Source organism: Aquimarina megaterium XH134, from assembly GCF_000520975.1.
Lineage (GTDB): Bacteria > Bacteroidota > Bacteroidia > Flavobacteriales > Flavobacteriaceae > Aquimarina > Aquimarina megaterium.
Window position 1 is genome coordinate 1 of the sequence record NZ_JACB01000026.1, and the last position, 22,967, is coordinate 22,967.

General features: G+C 32.4%; 25 protein-coding genes. 13 read left to right on the forward strand and 12 right to left on the reverse strand.

Annotation, left to right across the window (positions count from 1 at the left end; translation table 11 throughout):
* Positions 1-565 (forward strand): M57 family metalloprotease (locus Z053_RS0113635; RefSeq protein ID WP_025665566.1); only part of this gene is annotated, 565 nt, incomplete at its 5' end.
* 133 nt (positions 566-698) lie between these two features.
* Here the strand turns inward: Z053_RS0113635 and Z053_RS0113640 are convergent.
* Positions 699-1,361 (reverse strand): ABC transporter ATP-binding protein, encoded by a 663-nt coding sequence (locus Z053_RS0113640; RefSeq protein ID WP_025665567.1) that lies wholly within the window; start codon positions 1,359-1,361, stop codon positions 699-701.
* 55 nt (positions 1,362-1,416) lie between these two features.
* A complete protein-coding gene (locus Z053_RS0113645; RefSeq protein ID WP_025665568.1) occupies positions 1,417-3,852 on the reverse strand; it encodes a DUF5916 domain-containing protein in 2,436 nt (811 codons plus the stop codon).
* Positions 3,853-3,997: 145 nt separating this feature from the next.
* Between Z053_RS0113645 and msrA the strand changes: the two genes are divergently transcribed.
* From msrA to Z053_RS0113660, 3 genes are all read left to right on the forward strand, one after another.
* The gene (gene msrA / locus Z053_RS0113650; protein ID WP_025665569.1) at positions 3,998-4,549 is read left to right on the forward strand and encodes a peptide-methionine (S)-S-oxide reductase MsrA; all 552 of its coding nucleotides are present in this window, start codon (positions 3,998-4,000) and stop codon (positions 4,547-4,549) included.
* Positions 4,550-4,559: 10 nt separating this feature from the next.
* Positions 4,560-5,156, forward strand: a complete 597-nt coding sequence (gene folE, locus Z053_RS0113655; RefSeq protein ID WP_025665570.1) for a GTP cyclohydrolase I FolE — start codon at positions 4,560-4,562, stop codon at positions 5,154-5,156.
* Positions 5,157-5,219: 63 nt separating this feature from the next.
* A complete protein-coding gene (locus Z053_RS0113660; protein ID WP_025665571.1) occupies positions 5,220-5,519 on the forward strand; it encodes a hypothetical protein in 300 nt (99 codons plus the stop codon).
* Here Z053_RS0113660 and Z053_RS0113665 read toward each other — a convergent pair.
* The 8 genes from Z053_RS0113665 to Z053_RS0113700 form a co-directional block, all read right to left on the reverse strand.
* Entirely contained in the window at positions 5,516-6,037 is a 522-nt protein-coding gene (locus Z053_RS0113665; protein ID WP_025665572.1) for a DUF6787 family protein, read from the reverse strand. The genes Z053_RS0113660 and Z053_RS0113665 overlap by 4 nt on opposite strands.
* A gap of 31 nt (positions 6,038-6,068) precedes the next feature.
* Positions 6,069-6,497, reverse strand: coding sequence for a DUF6146 family protein (locus Z053_RS0113670; protein WP_025665573.1), 429 nt, complete (start codon positions 6,495-6,497; stop codon positions 6,069-6,071).
* A gap of 47 nt (positions 6,498-6,544) precedes the next feature.
* Positions 6,545-7,441 carry an arabinofuranosidase catalytic domain-containing protein gene (locus Z053_RS30125; protein ID WP_051476048.1) on the reverse strand — a complete coding sequence of 299 codons (897 nt, stop codon included), beginning with the start codon at positions 7,439-7,441 and terminating at the stop codon, positions 6,545-6,547.
* A 4-nt stretch (positions 7,442-7,445) separates the two neighbouring features.
* Complete coding sequence (locus Z053_RS0113680; protein ID WP_025665575.1) at positions 7,446-7,958, reverse strand: hypothetical protein; 513 nt, start codon at positions 7,956-7,958, stop codon at positions 7,446-7,448.
* Positions 7,959-8,076: 118 nt separating this feature from the next.
* Entirely contained in the window at positions 8,077-8,709 is a 633-nt protein-coding gene (locus Z053_RS0113685; protein WP_025665576.1) for a DUF937 domain-containing protein, read from the reverse strand.
* Positions 8,710-8,884: 175 nt separating this feature from the next.
* Positions 8,885-9,835: a D-2-hydroxyacid dehydrogenase gene (locus Z053_RS0113690; RefSeq protein WP_025665577.1), complete on the reverse strand. Its 951-nt coding sequence runs from the start codon at positions 9,833-9,835 to the stop codon at positions 8,885-8,887.
* Positions 9,836-9,907: 72 nt separating this feature from the next.
* The gene (serC, locus tag Z053_RS0113695) at positions 9,908-10,972 is read right to left on the reverse strand and encodes a 3-phosphoserine/phosphohydroxythreonine transaminase (RefSeq protein ID WP_025665578.1); all 1,065 of its coding nucleotides are present in this window, start codon (positions 10,970-10,972) and stop codon (positions 9,908-9,910) included.
* A 228-nt stretch (positions 10,973-11,200) separates the two neighbouring features.
* Positions 11,201-12,262, reverse strand: a complete 1,062-nt coding sequence (locus Z053_RS0113700; protein ID WP_025665579.1) for an acyl-CoA reductase — start codon at positions 12,260-12,262, stop codon at positions 11,201-11,203.
* Positions 12,263-12,328: 66 nt separating this feature from the next.
* On the opposite strand from Z053_RS0113700, the gene Z053_RS0113705 reads away from it, so the two are divergent.
* The 4 genes from Z053_RS0113705 (at position 12,329) to Z053_RS0113720 (ending at position 15,155) form a co-directional block, all read left to right on the forward strand.
* Complete coding sequence (locus Z053_RS0113705) at positions 12,329-12,676, forward strand: 4Fe-4S dicluster domain-containing protein (protein WP_025665580.1); 348 nt, start codon at positions 12,329-12,331, stop codon at positions 12,674-12,676.
* A 118-nt stretch (positions 12,677-12,794) separates the two neighbouring features.
* The gene (locus tag Z053_RS0113710; RefSeq protein ID WP_025665581.1) at positions 12,795-13,385 is read left to right on the forward strand and encodes a porin family protein; all 591 of its coding nucleotides are present in this window, start codon (positions 12,795-12,797) and stop codon (positions 13,383-13,385) included.
* 104 nt (positions 13,386-13,489) lie between these two features.
* Complete coding sequence (locus Z053_RS0113715; RefSeq protein WP_025665582.1) at positions 13,490-14,365, forward strand: alpha/beta hydrolase; 876 nt, start codon at positions 13,490-13,492, stop codon at positions 14,363-14,365.
* Positions 14,352-15,155, forward strand: coding sequence for an alpha/beta hydrolase (locus Z053_RS0113720; RefSeq protein WP_025665583.1), 804 nt, complete (start codon positions 14,352-14,354; stop codon positions 15,153-15,155). The genes Z053_RS0113715 and Z053_RS0113720 overlap by 14 nt, the downstream gene beginning before the upstream one ends.
* Positions 15,156-15,265: 110 nt before the next feature.
* Here Z053_RS0113720 and Z053_RS0113725 read toward each other — a convergent pair whose 3' ends face one another.
* Both Z053_RS0113725 and Z053_RS0113730 read right to left on the reverse strand, forming a co-directional pair.
* Complete coding sequence (locus Z053_RS0113725; protein WP_025665584.1) at positions 15,266-15,631, reverse strand: hypothetical protein; 366 nt, start codon at positions 15,629-15,631, stop codon at positions 15,266-15,268.
* 562 nt (positions 15,632-16,193) lie between these two features.
* Positions 16,194-17,900 carry an alpha-amylase family glycosyl hydrolase gene (locus Z053_RS0113730; RefSeq protein ID WP_025665585.1) on the reverse strand — a complete coding sequence of 569 codons (1,707 nt, stop codon included), beginning with the start codon at positions 17,898-17,900 and terminating at the stop codon, positions 16,194-16,196.
* Positions 17,901-18,096: 196 nt separating this feature from the next.
* On the opposite strand from Z053_RS0113730, the gene menA reads away from it, so the two are divergent.
* From menA to Z053_RS0113755, 5 genes are all read left to right on the forward strand, one after another.
* Positions 18,097-18,996 carry a 1,4-dihydroxy-2-naphthoate octaprenyltransferase gene (gene menA / locus Z053_RS0113735; protein ID WP_025665586.1) on the forward strand — a complete coding sequence of 300 codons (900 nt, stop codon included), beginning with the start codon at positions 18,097-18,099 and terminating at the stop codon, positions 18,994-18,996.
* A 105-nt stretch (positions 18,997-19,101) separates the two neighbouring features.
* On the forward strand, positions 19,102-19,782 hold the full coding sequence (locus Z053_RS0113740) for a metal-dependent hydrolase (protein WP_025665587.1): 681 nt from the start codon (positions 19,102-19,104) through the stop codon (positions 19,780-19,782).
* Positions 19,782-20,822 (forward strand): o-succinylbenzoate synthase, encoded by a 1,041-nt coding sequence (locus Z053_RS0113745; RefSeq protein ID WP_025665588.1) that lies wholly within the window; start codon positions 19,782-19,784, stop codon positions 20,820-20,822. The genes Z053_RS0113740 and Z053_RS0113745 overlap by 1 nt, the downstream gene beginning before the upstream one ends.
* Before the next feature lie 6 nt (positions 20,823-20,828).
* Positions 20,829-21,767 carry a CPBP family intramembrane glutamic endopeptidase gene (locus tag Z053_RS0113750; RefSeq protein WP_025665589.1) on the forward strand — a complete coding sequence of 313 codons (939 nt, stop codon included), beginning with the start codon at positions 20,829-20,831 and terminating at the stop codon, positions 21,765-21,767.
* Between the two features lie 70 nt (positions 21,768-21,837).
* Positions 21,838-22,953, forward strand: a complete 1,116-nt coding sequence (locus Z053_RS0113755) for an AMP-binding protein (protein ID WP_025665590.1) — start codon at positions 21,838-21,840, stop codon at positions 22,951-22,953.
* Positions 22,954-22,967 lie beyond the last annotated feature (14 nt).

Sequence of the window (22,967 nt, forward strand, 5' to 3'; positions counted from 1 at the left end):
GTCTTTGGATAATGGAATGAAGCAATATAGAACAAGAAATCTTGTTTCTGCCCGTACAATCACAGTATTAGGATACACAGGTGGTGGTGGTAATGGATTAAACCAAGCTGCACAACAAGGTTTAAGGCAAGCGGTAAACAGCTATAACAGTTTAGGGTTAACGATTAGAATGAATCTTAGTTTTGGTACTAATTATCAAGCAGCAGATATAGTAGTTTATGTACGTGGAGACCTAGGTGCTGGTGGATTAGCTGGATTTCCTTCAGGAGGAAGACCTTACAAGTGGGCAAGAATCGGACCTAGTGTAGGTAGTAGAGGTGTAACTTATTCTAAACATGTAATTGCTCACGAAATGGGACATTGTATTGGTTTACGTCATACAGACTGGTTTGCTAGATCATGTGATAATGGTCAAAATGAAGGACAAGGACAAGATGGTGCTATTCATATCCCAGGAACTCCAACAGGCGTAGATAGATCATCAATCATGATTTCATGTGGAGCATTTGGAGCTACTGGTCGTTTTAGTAGTGGGGATGTAGCTGCTCTCCAGTATATATACTAATATAAAATTATTAAGAACTTTGAAATTTATTAAGAAAAGGCTGTATAATTAATTATGCAGCCTTTTTATTTTTTTTGTCCCGTCCTGAAATAATATTCATAGTATAGATATGGTCTGTTATATGCCACCGGATTTACCCTACAATCTTACCATCTACCATAACCAGCTTTCTATCAGCCATATCGGCTAACTCTTGATTATGCGTTACAATAACAAAGGTTTGCCCAAATTCATCTCTAAGCTTAAAAAATAATTGATGTAAATTTTCTGCAGCTTCACTATCTAGATTTCCAGATGGCTCATCAGCAAAAATCACTTTTGGATTATTGATTAGTGCTCTGGCTACCGCAACTCGTTGTTGTTCTCCTCCCGACAATTCACTAGGTTTATGATCATATCGATGAGAAAGCCCTAAGAAATCTAAGAGTTCTTTGGCTCTTTTTTCTACCTTGGCTTTTGGAGTTTTTTTTATAAAAGCAGGAATACATACATTTTCTAGAGCAGTAAATTCTGGTAATAACTGGTGGAATTGAAAAATAAAACCAAGTTGTTCATTTCTAAATTTTGAAAGCTGTTTCTGAGATAATGTATTAATATTGGATTCATTAATCGATAATTCACAATCTTTTTTTTCGCTAACACGGTCTAATGTGCCCAAAATTTGTAATAATGTTGTTTTTCCTGCACCAGAAGCACCAACGATAGAAACAATTTCTCCTTGTTTGATATGAAGATCTACTCCTTTAAGAACATGAAGGTCTCCATAATTTTTATGAATATTATTAGCTTTGATCATCTGTTTTCTATACTTGAAGGAGTGAAAGTAATCAATATCATTAGAATCCCCAAGATTATCCTTTAGAAGAACGCTTTAAATTATTCACATCAAGAAAATAGACCACTCTTAATGATAAAGTATGTTTGATAGGCTTGTTAAATAAATTATCCAGACTTTGTGTGTAATTTAAAGTAGATAACTCATCATCATTAAAAATTTGATTGCGATAGAGTAGAGTAGCTTCACTGCCAGGTGCGAATCTCCAATTAAAACTTAAATCCAGATTCCAAATGTTAAAATTGGTGTTGGGATTATCTTCTGAAATATCATAATCAATTTGAGTTCTGGATCCGTTTTCGTTCAAAATATAAAATACATTATCAGAATAATCGGCAGTACTCCAGAAGTTTCGAAAACGTAAATTTACAGCTTTATAGGGATTAAAATTATAACTAGCACTTAGAGAATTTTCTAACGAAACAATATCTCGTTGTCCTAGAAATACATCTGTACCATCATCATCAACATATCCAAAATTATTTGGGCGATTATAGTATTCTGATCTCCATATCACTAATAATTTATCAGAAAATCGATACCTAGGAGAAACTTCTATTCTATATATCTTTTGTCCATCACCAAACCATTGCCTTGTTCCGGCACTAATATCATAGGCGAACTTTTTTCGATAATCAGAAGAAACAAACATTCTACCACCAATACTTTGACTAAAAGTAACAAACCTTCCGTCTACACGAGGCTCAAAATAGTCTTGATTTTTAGAGTTATAAGATCCTCTTCCACCAAAACCAAATCGTTTTCGGGTTACAAAAAACCAATCTGCACCTACAGAATTTTGTGTTTGGATACTAGGATCATATAGTCGTCTATGTCTTGCAAAAACATTAATACGATACGTATTAAATAATCCTTTAGGTTCGAAGATTTGATAGGAAGCACTTACTCTAAAATTATTAAAATTATTCCTGAAATTTACTCCTAAATCATTAATGTTATATGTTGTATTTGCCAAATCATGACCAAAACCATATCTGATTTTACCTTTTATACGATCAAAATCAAGCTCTGACGCAAAGCCACCAATATTATCTCCCGGAGAATTTATGTGACTAACCAAAGATCTTCCGGTTAGGCGATAAGAGTTTGCCTTATTGGCAAGATTCCATACCAACCCTGTTACATTTGCATTTCTAAACTTGCTACCACTACGAGTTACATTAGTATTAATTAAGGAAACAGAAGAATTTTTATTAAACTGTTGGTCTAATACAAAAATATTGTAATTCGATATAGGTTCAACTACTTCTTTACGCACAGCACCAGTGATAGTATCGGTAATTCGAATTTCTGTTTTTTCTGTAATCGCATTAAAAAAACCGATACCCAGATTTCCCTTTGTTCTTCCCGAAATTTTTAAGGCATTAAGGAGGTTTACTTTAGAAGGAGCATCTTCTGCAACTTCATTCGTATTAAGGTCATCGTCTGATATAGATGTAGAGGGTTTACCGCCAACTCTTCTAGAAAAGAAAATATTTCCTTTATTAAATAATTCTGTGCCTTCAGTAAAGAACTGCCTGTTTTCTCCAAAAGTTTGTTCGAACGGCCCTAAATTAAGACGAACTTCATCAAAAGCTGCTTGCCCAAAATCCGGAATTAGAGTTGCATCTAATGTAAAGCTATCACTTAACCCGTATTTTACATCCATCCCTGCACTAAAATCGGTTTCGGTATCTCCATCAGAGTGTGATACCAGACCTTGCACAAATGGGAAAAAAGTAAGTCTTACAGGAGGGTTAACATTCTCTACGCCTTTAACCAAACCATTATATTGCGTGCGTTGCCCAATTTTGTTATCAATAAAGTTCCAGGTATGGGTCTGATTTCGACTTAGAGATCTTCTATAAAAATTGATACTCCAATCCTGTATATCCACTTCTGGGAAGCGTAATGCATTATATGGTATTTTAAACTCTGCATACCATCCTTGATCATCAAAAGAAACTTTCGCATCAAAAACTACATTATAACTAAAATCTTCATTGAATTGATCTGCTCTAGCATCACCAATAGTACCAGCACTGGTAATATAAAAACGAGTTTCATTAACTCCATCATTATAGGTATTTATCGCGATACTAAAATGATCGGTTTGCACAAATATATCATCTCGCTGGCTAAATTGGCGTAATACTGTATCGGGTTGATCATCATATAAGTAGACTCCAAAATAAACAGCTTTATTGTCATACGCCATTTTTACTTCAGATTGGGTCTCTTTTGGTATTTCACCTTCGTTTCCAGGTTGCCACATCTGAAAATTACCATGAGCCGGAAGGGTTTTCCATACATCATCGTCAAGAACACCATCAATTTTAGGAGGATTACTTATTCTTTCTGCTATAATTTCCTTTCTTTCTTGAGCAAAAGATTGTAATGTAATGAAAAGTAAAAATATAGCATAAGCTTTTGAATGTAATTGTATATTCATAAAATTGTAATAAAAACCTTACTTTTTTTTGATTAGTTGCAAAACTAGGCTTGTATTAGGAGATGTGGTACTAACGAAAAGTTAAAAAGCAAAAAATGGTATTGCATATATGTATTTTCGTTGAAAAAAAGACGACTAAATAGTTATGGAAGAAAATAATTTTGAAACAGCAGTATTTGCTGGTGGCTGTTTTTGGTGTACAGAAGCAGTTTTTCAGCGTTTAAAAGGAGTCGTAAAAGTGGTATCTGGATATACAGGAGGATCAATAAAGAACCCCGCATACCGCGAAATAACAACAGGAAGAACAGGGCATGCCGAAGCAATTAAAATTGAATATGATCCCAAATGTATTGGCTATCAAGAATTACTTGAAGTGTTTTTTGCTACACATGATCCTACAACCTTAAATCGTCAGGGAGCAGATCGTGGCACACAATATCGAAGTGCTATCTTTTATATCAATGAACAGCAGCAGCAGATCGCAGAACAAGTAATTAGAATGCTTGAGGATGAATCTGTTTTTGATAATCCGATTGTTACAGAGGTAACGGCATTAGGAGCATTTTATAATGCCGAAACATATCATCAGGATTATTATAACCAAAACAGTAGTCAGGGATATTGTCAATTTGTGATAAATCCAAAACTTAATAAATTAAATACTACCTTTAAAAACAAATTGAAAAAAGAAAAATAGAATTATTGCTATGTTATATAAGAATTTTGAGGAATACAACATAAAAGTAACCGAAGAAGTAAAAGAGAAATTTGAATCTATTATTGAGGATCTGGGTGAAGATACAAAAAGAGAGGGGATAGTAAAAACTCCCGAGCGAGCGGCAAAGGCAATGCAATTTCTTACACAAGGATATCATCAGGATCCTGCCGAAATTCTTAGGAGCGCTATGTTTAAGGAAGGTTATGACGATATGGTAATAGTTAAGGATATTGAATTGTATTCGTTATGTGAACATCATATGTTACCATTTTTTGGTAAGGCACATATTGCATACATTCCCGATGGTTATATAGTAGGGCTAAGTAAATTGCCTAGAATTGTTGATGTTTTTGCCAGACGATTACAAGTGCAAGAACGACTTACTCATGATATTTTAGAATGTATCAATACTACCTTAAAACCTAAAGGTGTTGCTGTGGTAATTGAAGCTTCTCATATGTGTATGATGATGCGTGGAGTACAGAAACAAAATTCTGTAACAACTACTTCTGGTTTTAGAGGACAATTTGAAAAAATAGAGACTCGATCAGAGTTTTTGAGATTAATTACAGCAGATCTGGGATAACAAATTTTTGGAATACTCTTTGCTTTATTTATTGTATATTAAACTATAAATTATGTATTAAATATGGCAAAAGATAAATATAAAAAACTTGGATTAAGTTTACTTTTCGATGGCTTAGGAATGATTAGCTATGTGATTCCTGGAGTAGGGGAGTTTGCAGATGTGATATGGGCTCCTTTAGCGGGTTGGTTAATGACCAGAATGTATAAAGGTAATGTTGGTAAGGCTGCCGGGGTATTTACCTTTGTAGAAGAAGCTTTACCAGGTTTGGATATTATACCAACGTTTACTATTATGTGGGTATATACCTATGTGGTTAAAAAGGAAAAAGTAAAAGATATTATTGATGTAGATATTTCTTAATCTTTAAAGAAACGAGCAAATCCCATTCTACTTAACATCTTTTTTTCAAAATCCCAGAAAAATTTAAACTGTCCAAAGAGCCACCCTACGATAATAAGTAATATTTGATATACAGGAAATATCAATAGTATTCTTGCAGGCCAATACAACCAACCATTTGTTGTATCTCTATGTATCCCTATAAAAGTAAGTATAGGATCAGAAACACGGGCAGCAGTAGAACCCGTTACAGCAAACGCAATAAAAATGGCAATGAGTTCCCATCGATAAGAAACGTTCCATTTTGTTTCGAGAACATTAAAAAGTTTTAAGGTAATAAAAAGAAATAATGAAGATAGAAAAATTATTATCGCAGATAGTACACCAATATAAATGCTATCGTTTTGGGTAATTGGTAATAGTTTTAGAATATACTTACCAATCAGATAAGACGAGAATACTAGACTTAGCAGCCCTAATATAGGAAAGATTAATTGCCAATTATCCTTTATTTCCCAACGTTCCTTAAATTTTTGCATGTCACAAAAATACAACTAAAAAGAATGGAAATCAAAATCGTCGCCCTCTTGTTACAATAAATCGTTGTCGATATTGCTGCTCAAAATATAGAAAGTAATTATATAGAAGATAATTTACTTCATACCCATAATGAATCACGGGATCATAATTAATTTGTTGAAGATATAAATTAGGATCAAATCGCTGCGGTTGCATCACTCTTTGATTGTATTCTGTAACATAGATACGATTTCTGGTTTCTAAAAATGTTTCAGAATAAAACCCTCTGGGTCTTTGAGTAATTAACCATGAATTAAATCCAGGTTCTATAATAATAATTTCATATTCCAGGCTATCATTTGCGATCCTTATGGTATCTGAAGCAGTATCGGTTGTAGCTACATCCATTTTTCTGTTTTTGGTTGTAGAACAGCTATAAATGAATATTCCTATGATTAATATATAAATACAATTTTTCATGATCTTATAAATATATCTAAAAAAAGAATACGATAGTGTTGTAGAAATTATAAATTCCAGAAATCAACCTGGTCTTGTTCAATTTCCTGAATATCAACAAGGTTAATATCCATGCGATACATAATGAGTTCGGTAAATCGATTTGTGGCAAATTCGCGATTGGCTCCATTAGAATATAGAATACCCGCTCCATTTGTTGCAGTACAACGACCCAAAGTATAGTTTCCGGTTCTAAGAATAGTACCAGATCGTCGAATTGTCTGTACAACATTAGCGCGAATAAAAGAGAACTGTTGCCATTGATTATTCGTATTAGAAGCCCATCGAACAGGATCACTACAACAAATCCCAGAATCAAAATAAACTCTGTTATTTGTCCAGTTTACATGAATAGACCATCGATTTCTATTAACACCAGGTTGCCTGGTACCGAATGAAAACTGATTATCAGAAGTAGAGTATAAAACTGTAAAAACAGAACCGTTAACTCCTGCATTAGTAAGAATTTGAATACTTGTATTGATATCTAACCGATCATTGCTACCATCTCCAAAAAAATAAGGTCTGGCGGGATCGGTTATAAACCGTGGTTGAAATGCATTGGTATTCTGAATAGCATTTCTACCTAAACCACTTTGATCATACCATATGACTACAAATACATTTGCAGCACCTCTCCAGGTATCTATTGCTGCCACATCCACAATATCATTATCGTCCCACCCAAAATCTTGTTGGGCGTTATCGCTATCTCTTCTTAGGCGTATAAGAGGTCCATTATAATCAGATTCTAGCACCCTTAAGGAAAAAGCAAAGCTAATATTAGTAAGTTTTTCATCGAGGATATGAGACGGCTTCATCGTAGGGAAATTATTGTATTGACCAATTTGACAATAACCAAGGCTAGAAAAAAACAGACCTATGTAAAGTAATAATCTTGCCATGCTATTAATTTCTTTTTAAATCCCCGGTGATATGAAATGTATTGGTTGCTGTGCATACGATACCGGCTCCTGCATCTAATCCTGCTGTTTTAAATCGTAATAATCTGTTTTTTATAGTTACCCCTGCGGCTCCTGTGACGGTTACTTTTCCTGCTCCCAGTTGATAGATACTAACATTATACCCTATAGAAAGTCCCGCAGGAACTGTTAATGTAACATCTGTTGTGCTATTAAAGGTTAGTATATTATGATTGTCAGTATCTACAAGAGTATAATTTCCGGTTTTAGCAAATACAGATGGGGATTCGAGTAATTCTTTCCATTCTGTTCCATTAAATTGAAATACCTTTTTTTTAACTGTATCGAAGATTAAAGATCCTTCTTGTATTGTAGTTGTACTAATACCATTTATATCGGTTGTAGTAGCTCCTGGCAATCCCAGTAATGCATTAGCATCGATTTGAGCAATAGTGCTTGTGTAATATAAAAACACTACTAAAATTAGTAATTTTTTCATGTTAGTAGGTAGTTGGTTAAAATAAAAGCTTATTAAAGTTATATAACTCTAATAAGCCCTTTCTTTTGATACATCAAAATAATAAAAATTATATTATTTGACTTATTGGGTAGGAGTATTATTTTCCAAAAAGACCACCAAGCAGCCCTCCAAGACCTCCTTTTTTCTTTCCTCCACTACTTAATAGCATTCCGGCAACATCGTCAAGAATACTTCCATCACCATCTGCATCTAAGAAAGATTCTATCAATGATTGTTGCTTAGTACCACCGCCAGACATACTACCTAGTAGACCTGATAATCCATTAGCATCGTTTACATTATTCTGTTTAGCTTGTTTTCCTAATACTCCTAAAAGAATTGGAGCGGCAACTTTTAGTATTTGAGCCACAGAACCAGCATCGATTCCTGATTTTTGACTTAAAGCATTTTCTACTGCAGGTTGTTTATTTCCAAGAATATGACCTAGAATACCAGCTCCATCATTAGTAACACTTTGATCAACACCACCGTCAAATAAACCTCCTAAATTATCTAAAATCCCACCTGTATGCTTACCAGTTAATGCTCCTAATAGTCCCGAAGCTCCTTCAGGTGTAGATGCATTTCGTTGCATTGCACCCATAAGTACAGGCATAGCCATACTTAATAGGTCTCCGGTTTTATCTTGGGATTGGCCCGTTTGTGAGCTCACACCGTTGATAATTTGCTTGCCCATTGGGCTATTTAATAGATCTAAAATTCCTGACATTGTAAATATTTTTTAATGAATCTAAATTTACATTTTTAATACCAGAATTAGAATTATTAACTCATTTTATTTTGATAAAAATGGGATAAAAAACCATTTTACAGGATGAAAAGTAAAAAAAGAGCTGTCTCAATCATTGAAACAGCTCTTTTTTTATGTAATTTATATTTTATATCTAGTTCAGAATCTTAATAATTTGCTCAGCTAATTCTTGGCCAATACGATCTTGTGCCTCTCCTGTAGCCGCACCAATATGCGGTGTTAGCGATATTTTATTATTCATCAATACTTTGATTGCCGGGCTAGGCTCATTCTCAAATACATCAAGTCCTGCAAAACCTAGTTTCCCTTTTTCTAGGGCTTCTACCAATGCTACTTCATCAATTACGCCTCCTCTTGCAGCATTAATGATTCCTGCACCATCTTTCATTTGTTCAATTTCAGAACTCCCGATCACATATTCTTTTTGAGCAGGAACGTGTAGTGTGAAAAAATCAGAATTTTTAAGCACCTCTTCTTTGGATACAGTTTTGATTTTGAACGTTAATGATTGCCCATCAAAGAACTCTAATGGTATTTCTACTTCTTCGATAAAAGGATCATAAGCAATAACATTCATTCCAACTCCAATTGCAATTTTTGCAGTTGCCTGTCCGATTCGCCCAATACCTATTACTCCAAGAGTTTTTCCTCTTAATTCGATACCACTACCGTATGCTTTTTTTAGGTTTTTGAATTTACTATCTCCTTCGAGAGGCATATTACGGTTAGAATCATGTAAAAAACGTACACTACCATATAAATGTGCAAAAACTAACTCTGCTACAGATCCAGAAGATGCTGCGGGAGTGTTAATTACATGTAGTCCTTTTTCTCTAGCATATGCTACGTCTATGTTATCCATTCCTACACCACCACGGCCAATAATCTTAAGAGAAGGACAATTATCAATAATATCTGTTCTTACTTTAGTTGCGCTACGCACAAGTAGTACAGAAATTTCATTTTCGTTAATATAATTAACCAATTGATCTTGAGCTACTGTAGTTGTTAAAACCTCGAAGCCTTTTTTTTCTAAAGCTTCAATTCCGCTTTGAGATACTCCGTCGTTTGCTAATACTTTCATTTTCAAGTTTTAAATTTTGAATATTAAGTCCTATTAATTTGACTTGTCTTAAATGATTATTGTTAGAATATTTTACGCTTTACGTTCTAGATCACCCATTACATCTACAAGAGTAGCAACACTTTCAAGGCTTAATGCATTGTACATACTAGCTCTATATCCTCCAATACTTCTGTGACCGTTAATTCCGTTAATTCCTGCTTCTTTCCACATAGCATCAAAAGTTTCTTTAAGATCATCATTTAAAAGTTTAAATGTTGCATTCATCATTGATCTATCTTCTTTTGCAGCAAAACCTTCGAATAATGGATTTACATCTATTTCAGAGTAAATAAGCTTAGCTTTCTTTTCATTAAGTTCTTCTACTGCCGAAATACCACCTAATTTTTTAATCCATTTTAAGGTTAGCATTGATGTGTATACTGAGAACACAGGCGGCGTATTAAACATACTACTTTTGCTAATATGCGTTTGATAATTAAGCATAGAAGGAATTTGTCTGTTTACTTTCCCTAAAATATCTTCTTTAATTACTACAACAGTAGCTCCTGCAGGGCCCATATTTTTTTGAGCACCAGCATAAATTAAATCAAATTGAGAAAAATCCATCTGTCTAGAAAAGATATCACTACTCATATCACATACAAGAGTAGTATCGGTAGAAGGAAAATCTTTAAGTTGTGTACCAAAAATAGTATTATTACTAGTTAGGTGTAAATAATCTAATCCTTTAGGAATATTATACCCTTTGGGGATAAAATTAAAATTTGAATCTTTTGAAGAAGCAACTTCTACGATCTCACCAAAAAGCTTAGCTTCTTTTATGGCTTTATCACTCCAGGTTCCTGTATTTAGATACCCAGCTTTTGTTTGTAATAAATTATAAGCGGTCATAAGAAATTGAGTACTTGCCCCACCTTGAAGAAAAAGTGTTTTATATCCTTTTCCTTCTAAACCTAGTAATTCTAAAACCAAACTACGGGCTTCTTCCATAACATCTACAAAATCCTTACTACGATGCGATATCTCCAGAATAGAAAGACCAGAGTTGTTAAAATCTAACACTGCTTGTGATGCTTCTTTAAATACTTCTTGTGGTAAAATACAGGGTCCAGCGCTAAAATTATGCTTTTTCATGTGCTAATGTTTGTTGTTTTTAATGGCCACATGGAATCTTCAACAATTAAAAATCTTATAACTATTTATGTTAACGGTTATCTAATTGTATCAGTTTCATTAGTAGTTTTATTGTTGTTAAATAGTATGGTTTCGTTGTTTTTTCTTTACTCTAAAAACAGTGTTAGAAAAAACACCACAAAGGTGCTAATAATATGATACAAAATCATTATCAAAATGATAAATTATTTAATTAATTTTTGTCAAAAACTCAATAATATCTATACCATCTGCATAATCTGAAAGTTGAGGGCTTTGCGTTTCTCCAAATTCAATACATTCTGGAGAAAAATCAAGGCCTACAACACACTGGATCTTTTCGCTGTCACTCTTAATTTTTTTGCTTAACTGATCTTTAGAATCATAGGTTTCATAAAACAAGGTTGCAATAGGGGAAGCATAGCTTTCGTCTTCTTTGAGCATTAAAAAGCCGTTTTCAAATAATTTGTAATTACTCATTAAGTAAACTGCTTTATTGTAATCATAATTATTAGCATACTTTGCACTATTAATGACATCATGATATGGATAAATAGCTTTAAAAAAAGAATCAAAATCATACCCTTTTGGGACCATTAGTTTTGATACACTTCTACATCCCAATCCATAATATCTAAAAATATCTTTACCTAGTACCTCGAGTTGTTCTTTGGTCTCATTTCCTGTTAAAATGGCAACAGAATTTCTGTTTTTTCGTATGATGTTGGGGACTTTACCAAAGTAATATTCAAAATATCGAGAAGTATTATCACTTCCGGTGGCAATTACTGCATCAAAATTTTTAAATTTTTCTGAAGTAAATTTAATAGATGCCTCAAATCGAGGTTCTACCGCTATTAGATACGAAGCTAAAAAAGGTAACAACTGATTATCATTAGAAGATTGTTTTACCAAAACGTGATGCCCAGAAATTAATACAGAAAGAAAATCATGAAAACCTACTAATGGTATATTCCCTGCCATAACAATACCGACAGTTTTTGGTTCTATTTTTTCTAATGTATAAGGAGACAACCAATCTTTTAAACTATTCTCGGTAAGAGCATTACTCCATTGTTCTAGAGAAAAAAGTACATTTTCTTCTGTAAACCACCCATTATGATGTACGGCAGTAGTAATTTTATGAAGCATTTTATCAAAAAAATCATCGTTATGATAAATGGTATTAACCTTCTCATAACCAGTGGATTTGAATTGACTAAGAAACTTTCCTAATTCAGAAAAAGCTTTGATACGATCATTTAATAACATTTCTTATTTGTTTATCACTAGTTTACGAGCTATTTTTGTGCTGCAAATTTAGAATAAAAAAGAGCTATGGCAATTATAATAACAGATGAATGTATAAACTGCGGTGCATGTGAGCCAGAATGCCCAAATACTGCAATTTATGAAGGAGCTGATGATTGGAGATATTCTGATGGTACAGATTTAGAAGGAGATGTAGTTCTTCCTGGTGGTAAAGGTGTAAATGCCGATGAGGCACAAGAGCCTGTTAGTGATGAAGTATATTATATTGTTCCTGATAAATGTACAGAATGTAAAGGGTTTCATGAAGAACCACAATGTGCTGCAGTATGTCCTGTAGATTGTTGTATTCCTGATGAGGATATAGTAGAAACCGAAGAATTTTTATTACAGAAACAAGCTTTTATGCATAAATAAAGGATATTATCTCAATATAGACCATAAAAAAACCTGTCATATGACAGGTTTTTTTATGGTCGTTTTTTAAATTTTAGTATTTTCGCTCTATTACAACCTCAAATCTAAATTCGAAATCATGAAAAAAATAGTCTTTTTTATTCTTTTTGCAACGCTTTCTGTTGTTTCTTATGGGCAATATCGCTGGGAAGTTTCTGCTGGAGCTACTTTTTCTAAACTAAACCTTGATAATAATGAAACTACGGGCGGAACAGGTTTTTATGTTAATGCCGGATATGGTTATGTAATGGGAGTTAGAGCGAGAACAAGTATTGTTTTTTCTTTAGATCTTTTACAACGTACCAGTGAAATAGAAGGAACAGGCGATGCAGAGACACTTCAGGTTGGATTTAATCCAAAATTTAGATATTTAACTGGTGATGGTAAAGATCGGTTTCGTGGTTTTATTAATGTCGGACCTTCTTTTCGAGTAAATACAAAATTTGAAATAAATGGTGTAGAATTAGAAGATGATGGTTATGAGAAGTTGATTATTGGTGGTGTGTACGGAGCTGGTTTTTCTCAAATGGTAGGAGAGATGTTCGATATTATGGCAGAAGTAGGAGTGATGAACGATTTTGTAGATAATATTACCGATACTAATAGTAAATTCTTTGATATTTATGCAAGAGTAGGAGTTCGATTCAGAATTTATGATGCGCGACGATAAATTTTAACAAATAATATGTAATTAAAATCCTGCCAAAGCAGGATTTTTTTTATACCTCAATTTAATTTTTTGTAAATTAGATACTTACAAAAAAGAATAATTGGATGTCGTATTGGGGATATATAGCAATTAGTATTCTTGCAGTGTATGTTGTTGTAAGTATAATCTTGTATTATTTGCAGGAATATTTCATTTTTAAACCAGAGAAGTTAGATAAGGATTTTGAGTTTCATTATAACAATCAGGTTGTAGAAGAATACAACCTGGAAACAAGAGATGGTGCTATACTTAATGGTCTTCATTTTAAAGTAGAGAACCCAAAAGGTGTTGTTCTATATCTTAAAGGAAATTCTAAAAGCATTAAAGGCTGGGGAAAATTTGCTGTAGACTTTACAAGACATGGGTATGATGTATTTATGTTAGATTATAGAGGGTTTGGTAAAAGTACAGGTAGACGTTCATTTAAAGCAATAAAAAGAGATCTTCAGTTTGTCTATAATAAGATTAAAGATAGAGTAAAGGAAGAATATATTATTTTATACGGTCGTTCAATGGGGTCTGGATTTGCTACAAAACTTGCCTCTATCAATAATCCTAAAATGTTGATATTAGATGCTCCTTATTATAGTCTAAATAAGGTTGCTGCAAAGTTTATCCCGTTTATGCCAATTTCTTTAATAATGAGGTATCCTATACCAACCTATAAATGGCTTAAGTATGTAAATTGCCCTATTCATATTATACATGGTACCCATGATAAATTGATTCCTTTTAAATCAAGTATTAAATTATCAAAAATTCGACCAAAACTTACTCGGTTATACACTGTGATAGGAGGAGGGCATAAAAATTTGAATAATTTTGAATCTTATCATAAGATGCTTGGAGAAATTATCAATTCTAAAATTAAAAAGATAAATCTTTCTAATACAAGTATTGGTGTTGTGCATTCTTCAAAAAAAGCAAATGCGCAAGCTTAAAAAAATACTATTGTGGAGTATAATATTGTATAGTATTACTATCGTATTGCTTTATTTCTTTCAGGAAAAAATCATTTTTCAACCAGAAAAACTTCCTACCGATTTTATTTTTCAATTTGCGCATCCTTTTGAAGAGTTTTTTCTAGAAACCAACGATCATAGTCGTCTTAATGCTATTCGTTTTGTTAATGAAGATCCCAAAGGGGTTATTTTGTATTTTCATGGTAATAAGGGAAGTTTGAAACGTTGGGGGGAAATAGCGATATTCTTTGCTCAAAAAAAATATGATGTCATCATAATGGATTATCGGGGGTATGGAAAAAGTAGAGGTGAAATCAGCGAACAAAAATTATATGAAGATGCACAATTGTTCTATAATTATGTTTTAGAACGGTATCCTGAGGATCAGATAACTATTTATGGAAGATCTATTGGAACCGGAATAGCAGTAAAAGTAGCTTCAGATAATCGACCTAACCATTTGATATTAGAAACTCCATACTATGATATGAAAGATATTGCAGAAAATTGGTTACCCATTTTTCCAACAAACCTATTGCTACGATATAAAATTCCGTCTCATGAGTTTATACAAAATGTAGTTTGTGGTATTACTATTTACCATGGCACCGATGATAGGGTAGTCCCTTATGCATCAGGAGAGCTATTATTTAATAGTATTACAGTTTCAAACAAAAGAATGATTACAATACCAAAAGGATCGCATAATAACCTAATAAAATTTGAGGAATATCTTACTACGATTGATAGCGTATTAAAAAATGATTGATACTGTTAAAAAGAGAAGCGCTATTCCTACATAAAAGATATGACGCTTCTATAAGATCTATAATTTTTTAAAAACTAAATCAGAAAAATGACTCACTAAAAAGCTATCATTTAATATTCCATAAGAGCATCTCTGTACTCTTTTAAATCTGAAATATTTGTTCTGTTTTTAAGACTTTTTGTTAATGATACCAAATATTTAAGACTCTCTACAGGGTCTTTAGTTTCTTCATTATTTGGGATTTCATTGTCCTCATCTATAGGTTCATCATCAGGAATAGGTATGAGAAAAGAATTATTCTCTTCTATATGCTCATAAGTAAACCTAAGAACCTTTACTACAAGTGGTATTTGCTCTTCTAAAGCATAAGTCCTTAATTCTTTAAGGTCTACAATTAGTGCATCTGTGTTGATACCTGTTTTTTCCAGGTCTACCAGAATTTTATCGATTAACTTGATTGCTTTTTTATTTTCCAAATGGGTAATATTATAAAGATGATTAACTACTAATGATTGCAAATTTAAATTTTTCTTGAATTATTAGAAATCAATTACGGGTATTTATTTATACAGATATTTGTTTTTTTTATTTAGTATAATTTAACATACAGAGTTGATTTATGTTAAATACCTGTTTTTCAGTTAATTAAGCGGCTTATCTTCAATTCATACTACTATTCCGGCTAAAGTTTGAGGTAAAACCGTAACCGTATATGCACCAAACCTCTTTATCTTTGACATGTATTCCAATTACAATTTTTCCCTTACTTTTTTTGTTTTCCCCAACACTTACCTCCTTATCCTAAGGAGGTAAGTTCTTCATGGGGTATTATGAACTTAAATAAATTAACGATTTTCTACTTGATATCTTATCCAATTTTTACTTTAGATTCATATAAATATATGGTATATATGTATATATACAACCGTTATAGAGTCTAGTTTTGGGATATATTATTTTTGAATATTAGAAAAAGTAAAACCAAATTAATAGTCATTTAACCACAATAGATACTTAAAAAGAATTCTTATTATTAATTTACTTTTTTATTGTTAATAGAGCAATTTCATATTCAGAATCAATCATTACCGAATCATTAGAAACTGTAATTTCCTTACCCGAGTACTCATCGATTAAAATAGCTCCCTCTGGAAAAACCGAATTAATTTTAATTATTTTTTCACCCATAGGAAGATCTAATCCTATTACCACCTTGTCTGATACTCCATTTTTATGATACTTTCTTGAGAATACATAAGGTTTTTGAGATATCATTTTGTGCTTACCAGCTCCTACAGCGGGATGATTTTTTCTAAAAACTCCTAGTTTTTGCCAATGCTGTAATAGTGTTTTGGTATCCTCATTATCGATTGCATCCCAATTCATATTAGATCTAAGCGTGGCATCTCCTTTGGTTTCGTCGACAATTAATGGTCTTGCTATCTCATCTCCATAATATATCTGGGATATGCCAGGAGTTAGTAACAGTTTGGTGGCAGATTCATACGTTTTATTTCTTTTTTTGTCAAAAGGTTTACCATCATCATGAGAACTTATATAATTGGTTATTCCTTTACCAATTAAATTCGTGTATAAAGCTTTACTGTATTTGCTAAACAATTTTTCATAATCAAGTTGATTAGCATCATATTTGAACTGAAAATTGATCATATTGTTAAATCCATGAGCAAAATAGTCTACTCTACGATCTCCAAAATCATAATATCGTTTCCCATCAATTCCATAGCCATATAATTCACCCAACATATAGAATTCATTATCATCTAGTGTTTTGTCGGGGTTTTTTGATTTCCATTCTAAAAATGCCAGCTTAGCTTGTTCGGCCAATATACTCCATGCATCTTCTTTAATATGTTTTACCGTATCTACACGATATCCATCTATTCCTAACTCTCTAACATAATCGGTTAACCATTTGATAATATAATTCTTGGGAGATCTTTTTAACCGTGTTTTGGTAAAGAAAACGTCTATCTCTGCAAGTTCTATTTCTAGTCGACCTTCGGCTTTCCATTTATTTATTAGCGCTTCGGGTAATTCTACATTTTCGTTATTCTCTGTTTTAATATCGGGGAGGTTTTTTACCAGCGTACAATTTATAGTACTTTCATAATTTTTATAAGTACATTGTGGCGAGGTTCGTACCCAACTATCAGGCCAGACAGGATCCTGCTCTGTAACAGGACCTGTATGATTCATTACCACATCCATTAGGATTCTAATATCATTTTTATGGGCTGTATCTATTAACTCTTTTAATTCTTTATACGTGCCAAAATTAGGATCAATTTTTGTCCAATCCTTTGTCCAATATCCATGAAACGCATATGTATTTCCTGTGCCTTCATCTACACTTCCGTGTATCTGTTCTACTATCGGACTAAACCATATAACATTTACTCCGAGTGCTTTAAAATACCCATCTTTTATTTTTTGAATAATTCCTTTAATATCACCTCCTTCAAAACCTCTTAACTTGCCTGTTTCATTAGTTCGTTTTATAGCCTCGTCATTTGTTGGGTCTCCATTTTTAAATCTATCGGTTAATAAAAAATAGATATTAGACCCTTCCCAAATAAAAGGTGGTTTTTCTGATTTTTTTATCTTTAGAGTATCGGATTGAATGGTTTTTGATTGATTAATACCATTTGTTTTTGGCTCATCTTTACATCCGATCATAAGGCATAAGAGCAAAAAAGTAATGGCTTTTGTAAGTTTAATCATTGTATTTAGGGATTTAAAAATGCTAAGCTATAAAAAGTCTCATAAAAATTAGAGTAAGATGAATTACTAAATTCGTAAAAATAAGTGATATTATAATTTGTTACACATTTTTATAAACTCTTAAGGCAAAGAATTGATGTAATTAATTTTTATTTTTCTATAAAAATAATGTTCCTTTGAAGTCAAAATTATAAAAATGACCAAATTAAAAGCATGGATCTCTGCAGCTAGATTAAGAACGTTACCACTATCGATTTCGGGAATAGTTGTCGGATCTGCTTTAGGTTATAAGAACTTTTTGGAAACAAATACCTTCTGGCTGGCTATTATTACTACATTAGGTTTACAAATTTTGTCCAATTTCGCTAATGATTATGGTGATGGGGTAAAGGGAACTGATAATGAAGATAGAATAGGGCCACAAAGAGCTTTACAAAGTGGAGCCATTTCTAAAAAGGAAATGTATAAAGGAATAGTACTTACAGCATTAATCACCTTAGGAGTTGCTATTGCTTTAATTTATGTTTCTTTCGGAAAAGAGTACTTTTTCTATTCTGTATTCTTTTTCATATTAGGACTTGCTGCTATAGCCGCTGCTATTAAATACACAATGGGTAGCTCTGCATATGGATATAGGGGGTTAGGAGATTTTTTTGTATTTATCTTTTTTGGTTTGGTTAGCGTCGTTGGATGTTACTTTTTGTTTGCAAAACAATTAAATGTTCTTGTTTTTCTACCTGCGATCACTATCGGATTATTGAGTGCCACAGTGTTAAACCTTAATAATATGAGAGATTATCATAGTGATAAAAAAGCAGGTAAAAATACACTTGTTGTAAAACTAGGAATTAATCGAGCAAGAACTTATCATTTTACCTTACTAATTATCGCTATGCTATCCATGTTAGTATATTTATATGCTACCTATAAAACACCTATGAACTTTTTGTTCTTGATTGCTTATATACCTTTACTTATTCATATACGAAAAGTTGCTAAAACCAGTAATTCAGAACTATTAGACCCCGAGCTTAAAAAAATAGCTTTAACAACATTTTTACTGTCAATTTTATTTAGTCTGGGGCAGATTTTATAATTTAGTCGAACTCTGTTATAGCAGATAATTTATAATAGCTTTTGTGAGCATTCTATTGTATCTCAGAACCTATTTGTAGTATAATTAGTTTTAAATTTTTCACACATGAAAATCACCTTTTACGGTCATAATACTTTACTAATTGAAATCAATGAAACAAATATCCTTATAGATCCATTTATTTCGGGTAACCCGTTAGCTAAGGATAAAATTGATATAAATACAATTAAAACAGATTATATATTGCTTACTCATGCACATCAAGATCATGTTCTTGATGCAGAAGCTATAGCCAAAAGTAATAATGCTACGATTGTCTCAAATTATGAAATAGCCACATATTACCAGAATCTAGGTGTCGAAATACATCCTATGAATCATGGAGGAACCTGGAGTTTTGAATTTGGAAAAGTAAAATATGTGAATGCAATTCACACCAGTAGTTTTGCCGATGGAACATATGGAGGGCAACCAGGAGGGTTTATCATTGAAGGAGAACATAAAACTATTTACATTGCGGGGGATACAGCATTAACAATGGATATGAAATTAATCCCATTGAGAAATACTTTAGATCTAGCTATTCTACCTATTGGTGATAATTTTACAATGGGTGTAGATGATGCTATTATCGCAAGTGATTTTGTTGAATGTGAAAAAATATTAGGAGTACATTATGATACTTTTGGATATATTGAAATTGATCATGATCAAGCCAAACAAAAGTTTTTTGAAAAAAATAAAGACCTTATGCTATTAGATATAGGGGAAAGCATCACATTATAATGAATGCCAGATATTATAAACATATCCTTAAGTTTAAAAGACCAAGCGGTACCTCGAGAGGAATTCTAAAAACCAAAGAAACCTGGTTGATTGTGATTTCTGACGGAATAAAAGAAGGAATAGGAGAATGTGGTATTCTAAGAACATTAAGTATAGATGACCGACCAGATTATGAGGATAAATTAAAATGGACCTGTGAGAATATTCATTTAGGTGTAGACAAGCTTTGGGAAGAGCTTATAGAGTTTCCAAGTATTCAATTTGGAGTAGAGATGGCGTTTAAATCTTTAGAAAGCGATTCTCCTTTTTTACTGTTTCCTTCACCATTTACCCGTGGTGAGGAACAAATTTCTATCAACGGACTCATATGGATGGGAGATAAAGAATTTATGAGACAACAAATTACCTCTAAATTAGAAGATGGATTTGATTGCATAAAAATGAAAATTGGGGCTATTGATTTTGAAACAGAACTAAATTTGTTGTCTTATATACGATCTCAATTTTCCTCAAATAGTATTGAATTAAGAGTAGATGCTAATGGCGCGTTTAAACCAGAAGAAGCTTTAGATAAACTAAAACGGCTTTCTGCTTTTGATTTGCATAGTATAGAGCAACCGATACGACAAGGACAGCTTAAAGAAATGGCAAACTTATGTAAAGAGACCCCATTGCCTATAGCATTAGATGAAGAGTTAATAGGTGTTTTTGATGTAACAGAAAAGAAAAAACTATTACAAACTATACAACCACAATATATTATTCTTAAACCAAGTTTGATAGGAGGTTTTAAAGGAACCAAAGAATGGATTGATATAGCAAAATCTTATGGAATTGGATGGTGGATTACCAGTGCACTAGAGAGTAATATAGGACTAAGTGCTATTGCGCAATATACATATACTTTAAATAACAAAATGCCTCAAGGCTTAGGAACAGGAGGATTGTATACAAATAATATTGATTCACCTTTGGTTGTTAGTCAAGGAACTTTAGGATATTATAATAACATAAACTGGAACGTAAATTATTTAAATTAAGATTATATGTATATAGCACAAGCACTTAAAATAAAGCATGATTGGTGGAGATATTTAATCGGGTTAGCAATCATTTTTATTTTTTGGCAATTTATAGGTATTATACCTTTATTCATAGGGGCATTTATAAATACTGGTGATTTACAAACGTTGATGATTGCTGCAGAATCTAACTTCACCTCGTTAGATATGAATTCTAATTTATTTCTAACCTTAGTGATTATAAGTTTTATATCTGGATTATTGGGGTTATTTATAGCTGCTAAGTTTATTCATAAACAAACGATTAGAGAATTGACTACAACAAGAAAAAAGATTGATTGGAAACGTATTGGGTTTACATTCTTTCTTGTTTCATTTATAAATATTGTGTTTTTTGTGATTAGCTTTTATGCAGAACCAGAAATTTATAAGCTTAATTTTGAAATGATTCCGTTTTTAATCTTGGCTTTAATTTCTTTACTCTTGCTACCATTACAAACTAGTTTTGAAGAGTATTTGTTTAGAGGATATTTAATGCAAGGTATAGGTGTTTTAGCTAAGAATAAATGGTTACCACTTATCATCACTTCTGTAACGTTTGGATTACTTCATGGTTTAAATCCAGAAGTTGAGAAACTAGGCTATATTATGATGGTGTTTTATATAGGAACTGGTCTTCTATTAGGTATTATGACCTTAATGGACGATGGTATGGAATTGGCTCTAGGTTTTCACGCAGCAAATAATATAATGGCTGCAATGTTGGTTACAACAGATTGGAGCGCTTTTCAAACCAATGCAATATTTTTAGATATTTCAGAACCTTCAGCAGGTATTGATATTGTACTTCCTGTTATTATATTATATCCTGTTTATCTATTCATATTAGCTAAAAAATATAAATGGACAGGATGGAAAGATAAACTTTTTGGAAATATACCATCTGATACAATTTCAGAATAACTAACAAAGAAATAACACACTCTTTACATATTGATAACTTATGAGTTTGTTAGAAAATTGAAATTTGAATATGCAAACGAAAAGTACATTTTCTATTCCCGAAATACATCAAAGCTTCTCAATAAATAAAAATTGTTTTGATAAAGAAAGACTAAAATCTTTAGCCTATGGTTTTATTAAAGAAGGTGAGGTATATGAACAGGAAGCAGGAAGTTTTTTGTTAGATTGGCTAAATGAAAAAGATCATATTGTTGTACAAACCTCGGGTTCTACAGGAAAGCCAAAAAAAATTAAGGTATATAAACAACACATGATCAATAGTGCAATAGCAACAGGAAAGTTTTTTAAATCTGAAGAAGGAACTACCGCACTATTATGCCTTCCTGCAAATTATATTGCAGGAAAAATGATGCTTGTAAGAGCTATGGTATTGGGATGGAAAATAGATTTGGTACCTCCAAGAACAAATCCTTTGGATACCGTGTATAAGCAATATGATTTTTGCGCAATGGTACCTCTACAATTAGATAACTCTCTTAATAGACTTCATTTAATTAAAAAGTTAATAGTAGGAGGTGGACCAGTTTCAGAAAACTTAAAAGAATTGGTCCAAGGTTTTAAGACTAAAATATTTGAAACCTATGGTATGACAGAAACAGTTTCTCATATAGCCGCAAGAAGAATAAACCCGAAGAAAAAAGATAAAAAAGATGCTCACTATTTTAAGGCTCTACCTAATATTACGTTAAGCATTGATAATAGAAATTGCTTGATTATTAAAGCTCCGCAGCTAAATGAAGAGACGATCATTACTAATGATGTGGTAGAGCTAAAAACATATAAAAAGTTTTTGTGGAAAGGACGTCATGATAATGTAATTAATAGTGGAGGAGTAAAGTTATATCCAGAAGAGATAGAAACAAAATTACAACTATTGATCGGACATCGTTTTTTTATTACCAGTATCCCCGATGATACGCTTGGTGACAAAGTAATCCTACTAATAGAACGTGAGTATGATAAAATTGCATACCTAACATTGCAAGAAGCGATACAGAATTTAAATACCTTAAATAAATACGAAATCCCGAAAGAGATTTATTTTATCCCTCAATTTATAGGAACAGAGAACGGAAAAGTGCAAAGAAAACAAACCGTAGAATTGGCTATGAATTCTAAATTGTAATGCTTTTCTGGTTA

Bases quoted from the DNA above. Each gene is read 5' to 3' on its own strand.
- Z053_RS0113720 (WP_025665583.1), top strand. From the start codon at position 14,352: ATGCGCAAGCTTAAAAAAATACTATTGTGGAGTATAATATTGTATAGT.
- Z053_RS0113730 (WP_025665585.1), bottom strand. From the start codon at position 17,900: ATGATTAAACTTACAAAAGCCATTACTTTTTTGCTCTTATGCCTTATG.
- menA (WP_025665586.1), top strand. From the start codon at position 18,097: ATGACCAAATTAAAAGCATGGATCTCTGCAGCTAGATTAAGAACGTTA.
- Z053_RS0113705 (WP_025665580.1), top strand. From the start codon at position 12,329: ATGGCAATTATAATAACAGATGAATGTATAAACTGCGGTGCATGTGAG.
- Z053_RS0113645 (WP_025665568.1), bottom strand. From the start codon at position 3,852: ATGAATATACAATTACATTCAAAAGCTTATGCTATATTTTTACTTTTC.
- Z053_RS0113670 (WP_025665573.1), bottom strand. From the start codon at position 6,497: ATGAAAAATTGTATTTATATATTAATCATAGGAATATTCATTTATAGC.
- Z053_RS30125 (WP_051476048.1), bottom strand. From the start codon at position 7,441: ATGGCAAGATTATTACTTTACATAGGTCTGTTTTTTTCTAGCCTTGGT.
- Z053_RS0113715 (WP_025665582.1), top strand. From the start codon at position 13,490: ATGTCGTATTGGGGATATATAGCAATTAGTATTCTTGCAGTGTATGTT.
- Z053_RS0113685 (WP_025665576.1), bottom strand. From the start codon at position 8,709: ATGTCAGGAATTTTAGATCTATTAAATAGCCCAATGGGCAAGCAAATT.
- Z053_RS0113750 (WP_025665589.1), top strand. From the start codon at position 20,829: ATGTATATAGCACAAGCACTTAAAATAAAGCATGATTGGTGGAGATAT.
- Z053_RS0113710 (WP_025665581.1), top strand. From the start codon at position 12,795: ATGAAAAAAATAGTCTTTTTTATTCTTTTTGCAACGCTTTCTGTTGTT.
- Z053_RS0113660 (WP_025665571.1), top strand. From the start codon at position 5,220: ATGGCAAAAGATAAATATAAAAAACTTGGATTAAGTTTACTTTTCGAT.
- Z053_RS0113700 (WP_025665579.1), bottom strand. From the start codon at position 12,262: ATGTTATTAAATGATCGTATCAAAGCTTTTTCTGAATTAGGAAAGTTT.
- folE (WP_025665570.1), top strand. From the start codon at position 4,560: ATGTTATATAAGAATTTTGAGGAATACAACATAAAAGTAACCGAAGAA.
- Z053_RS0113740 (WP_025665587.1), top strand. From the start codon at position 19,102: ATGAAAATCACCTTTTACGGTCATAATACTTTACTAATTGAAATCAAT.
- Z053_RS0113690 (WP_025665577.1), bottom strand. From the start codon at position 9,835: ATGAAAGTATTAGCAAACGACGGAGTATCTCAAAGCGGAATTGAAGCT.
- Z053_RS0113755 (WP_025665590.1), top strand. From the start codon at position 21,838: ATGCAAACGAAAAGTACATTTTCTATTCCCGAAATACATCAAAGCTTC.
- Z053_RS0113665 (WP_025665572.1), bottom strand. From the start codon at position 6,037: ATGCAAAAATTTAAGGAACGTTGGGAAATAAAGGATAATTGGCAATTA.
- msrA (WP_025665569.1), top strand. From the start codon at position 3,998: ATGGAAGAAAATAATTTTGAAACAGCAGTATTTGCTGGTGGCTGTTTT.
- serC (WP_025665578.1), bottom strand. From the start codon at position 10,972: ATGAAAAAGCATAATTTTAGCGCTGGACCCTGTATTTTACCACAAGAA.
- Z053_RS0113680 (WP_025665575.1), bottom strand. From the start codon at position 7,958: ATGAAAAAATTACTAATTTTAGTAGTGTTTTTATATTACACAAGCACT.
- Z053_RS0113745 (WP_025665588.1), top strand. From the start codon at position 19,782: ATGAATGCCAGATATTATAAACATATCCTTAAGTTTAAAAGACCAAGC.
- Z053_RS0113640 (WP_025665567.1), bottom strand. From the start codon at position 1,361: ATGATCAAAGCTAATAATATTCATAAAAATTATGGAGACCTTCATGTT.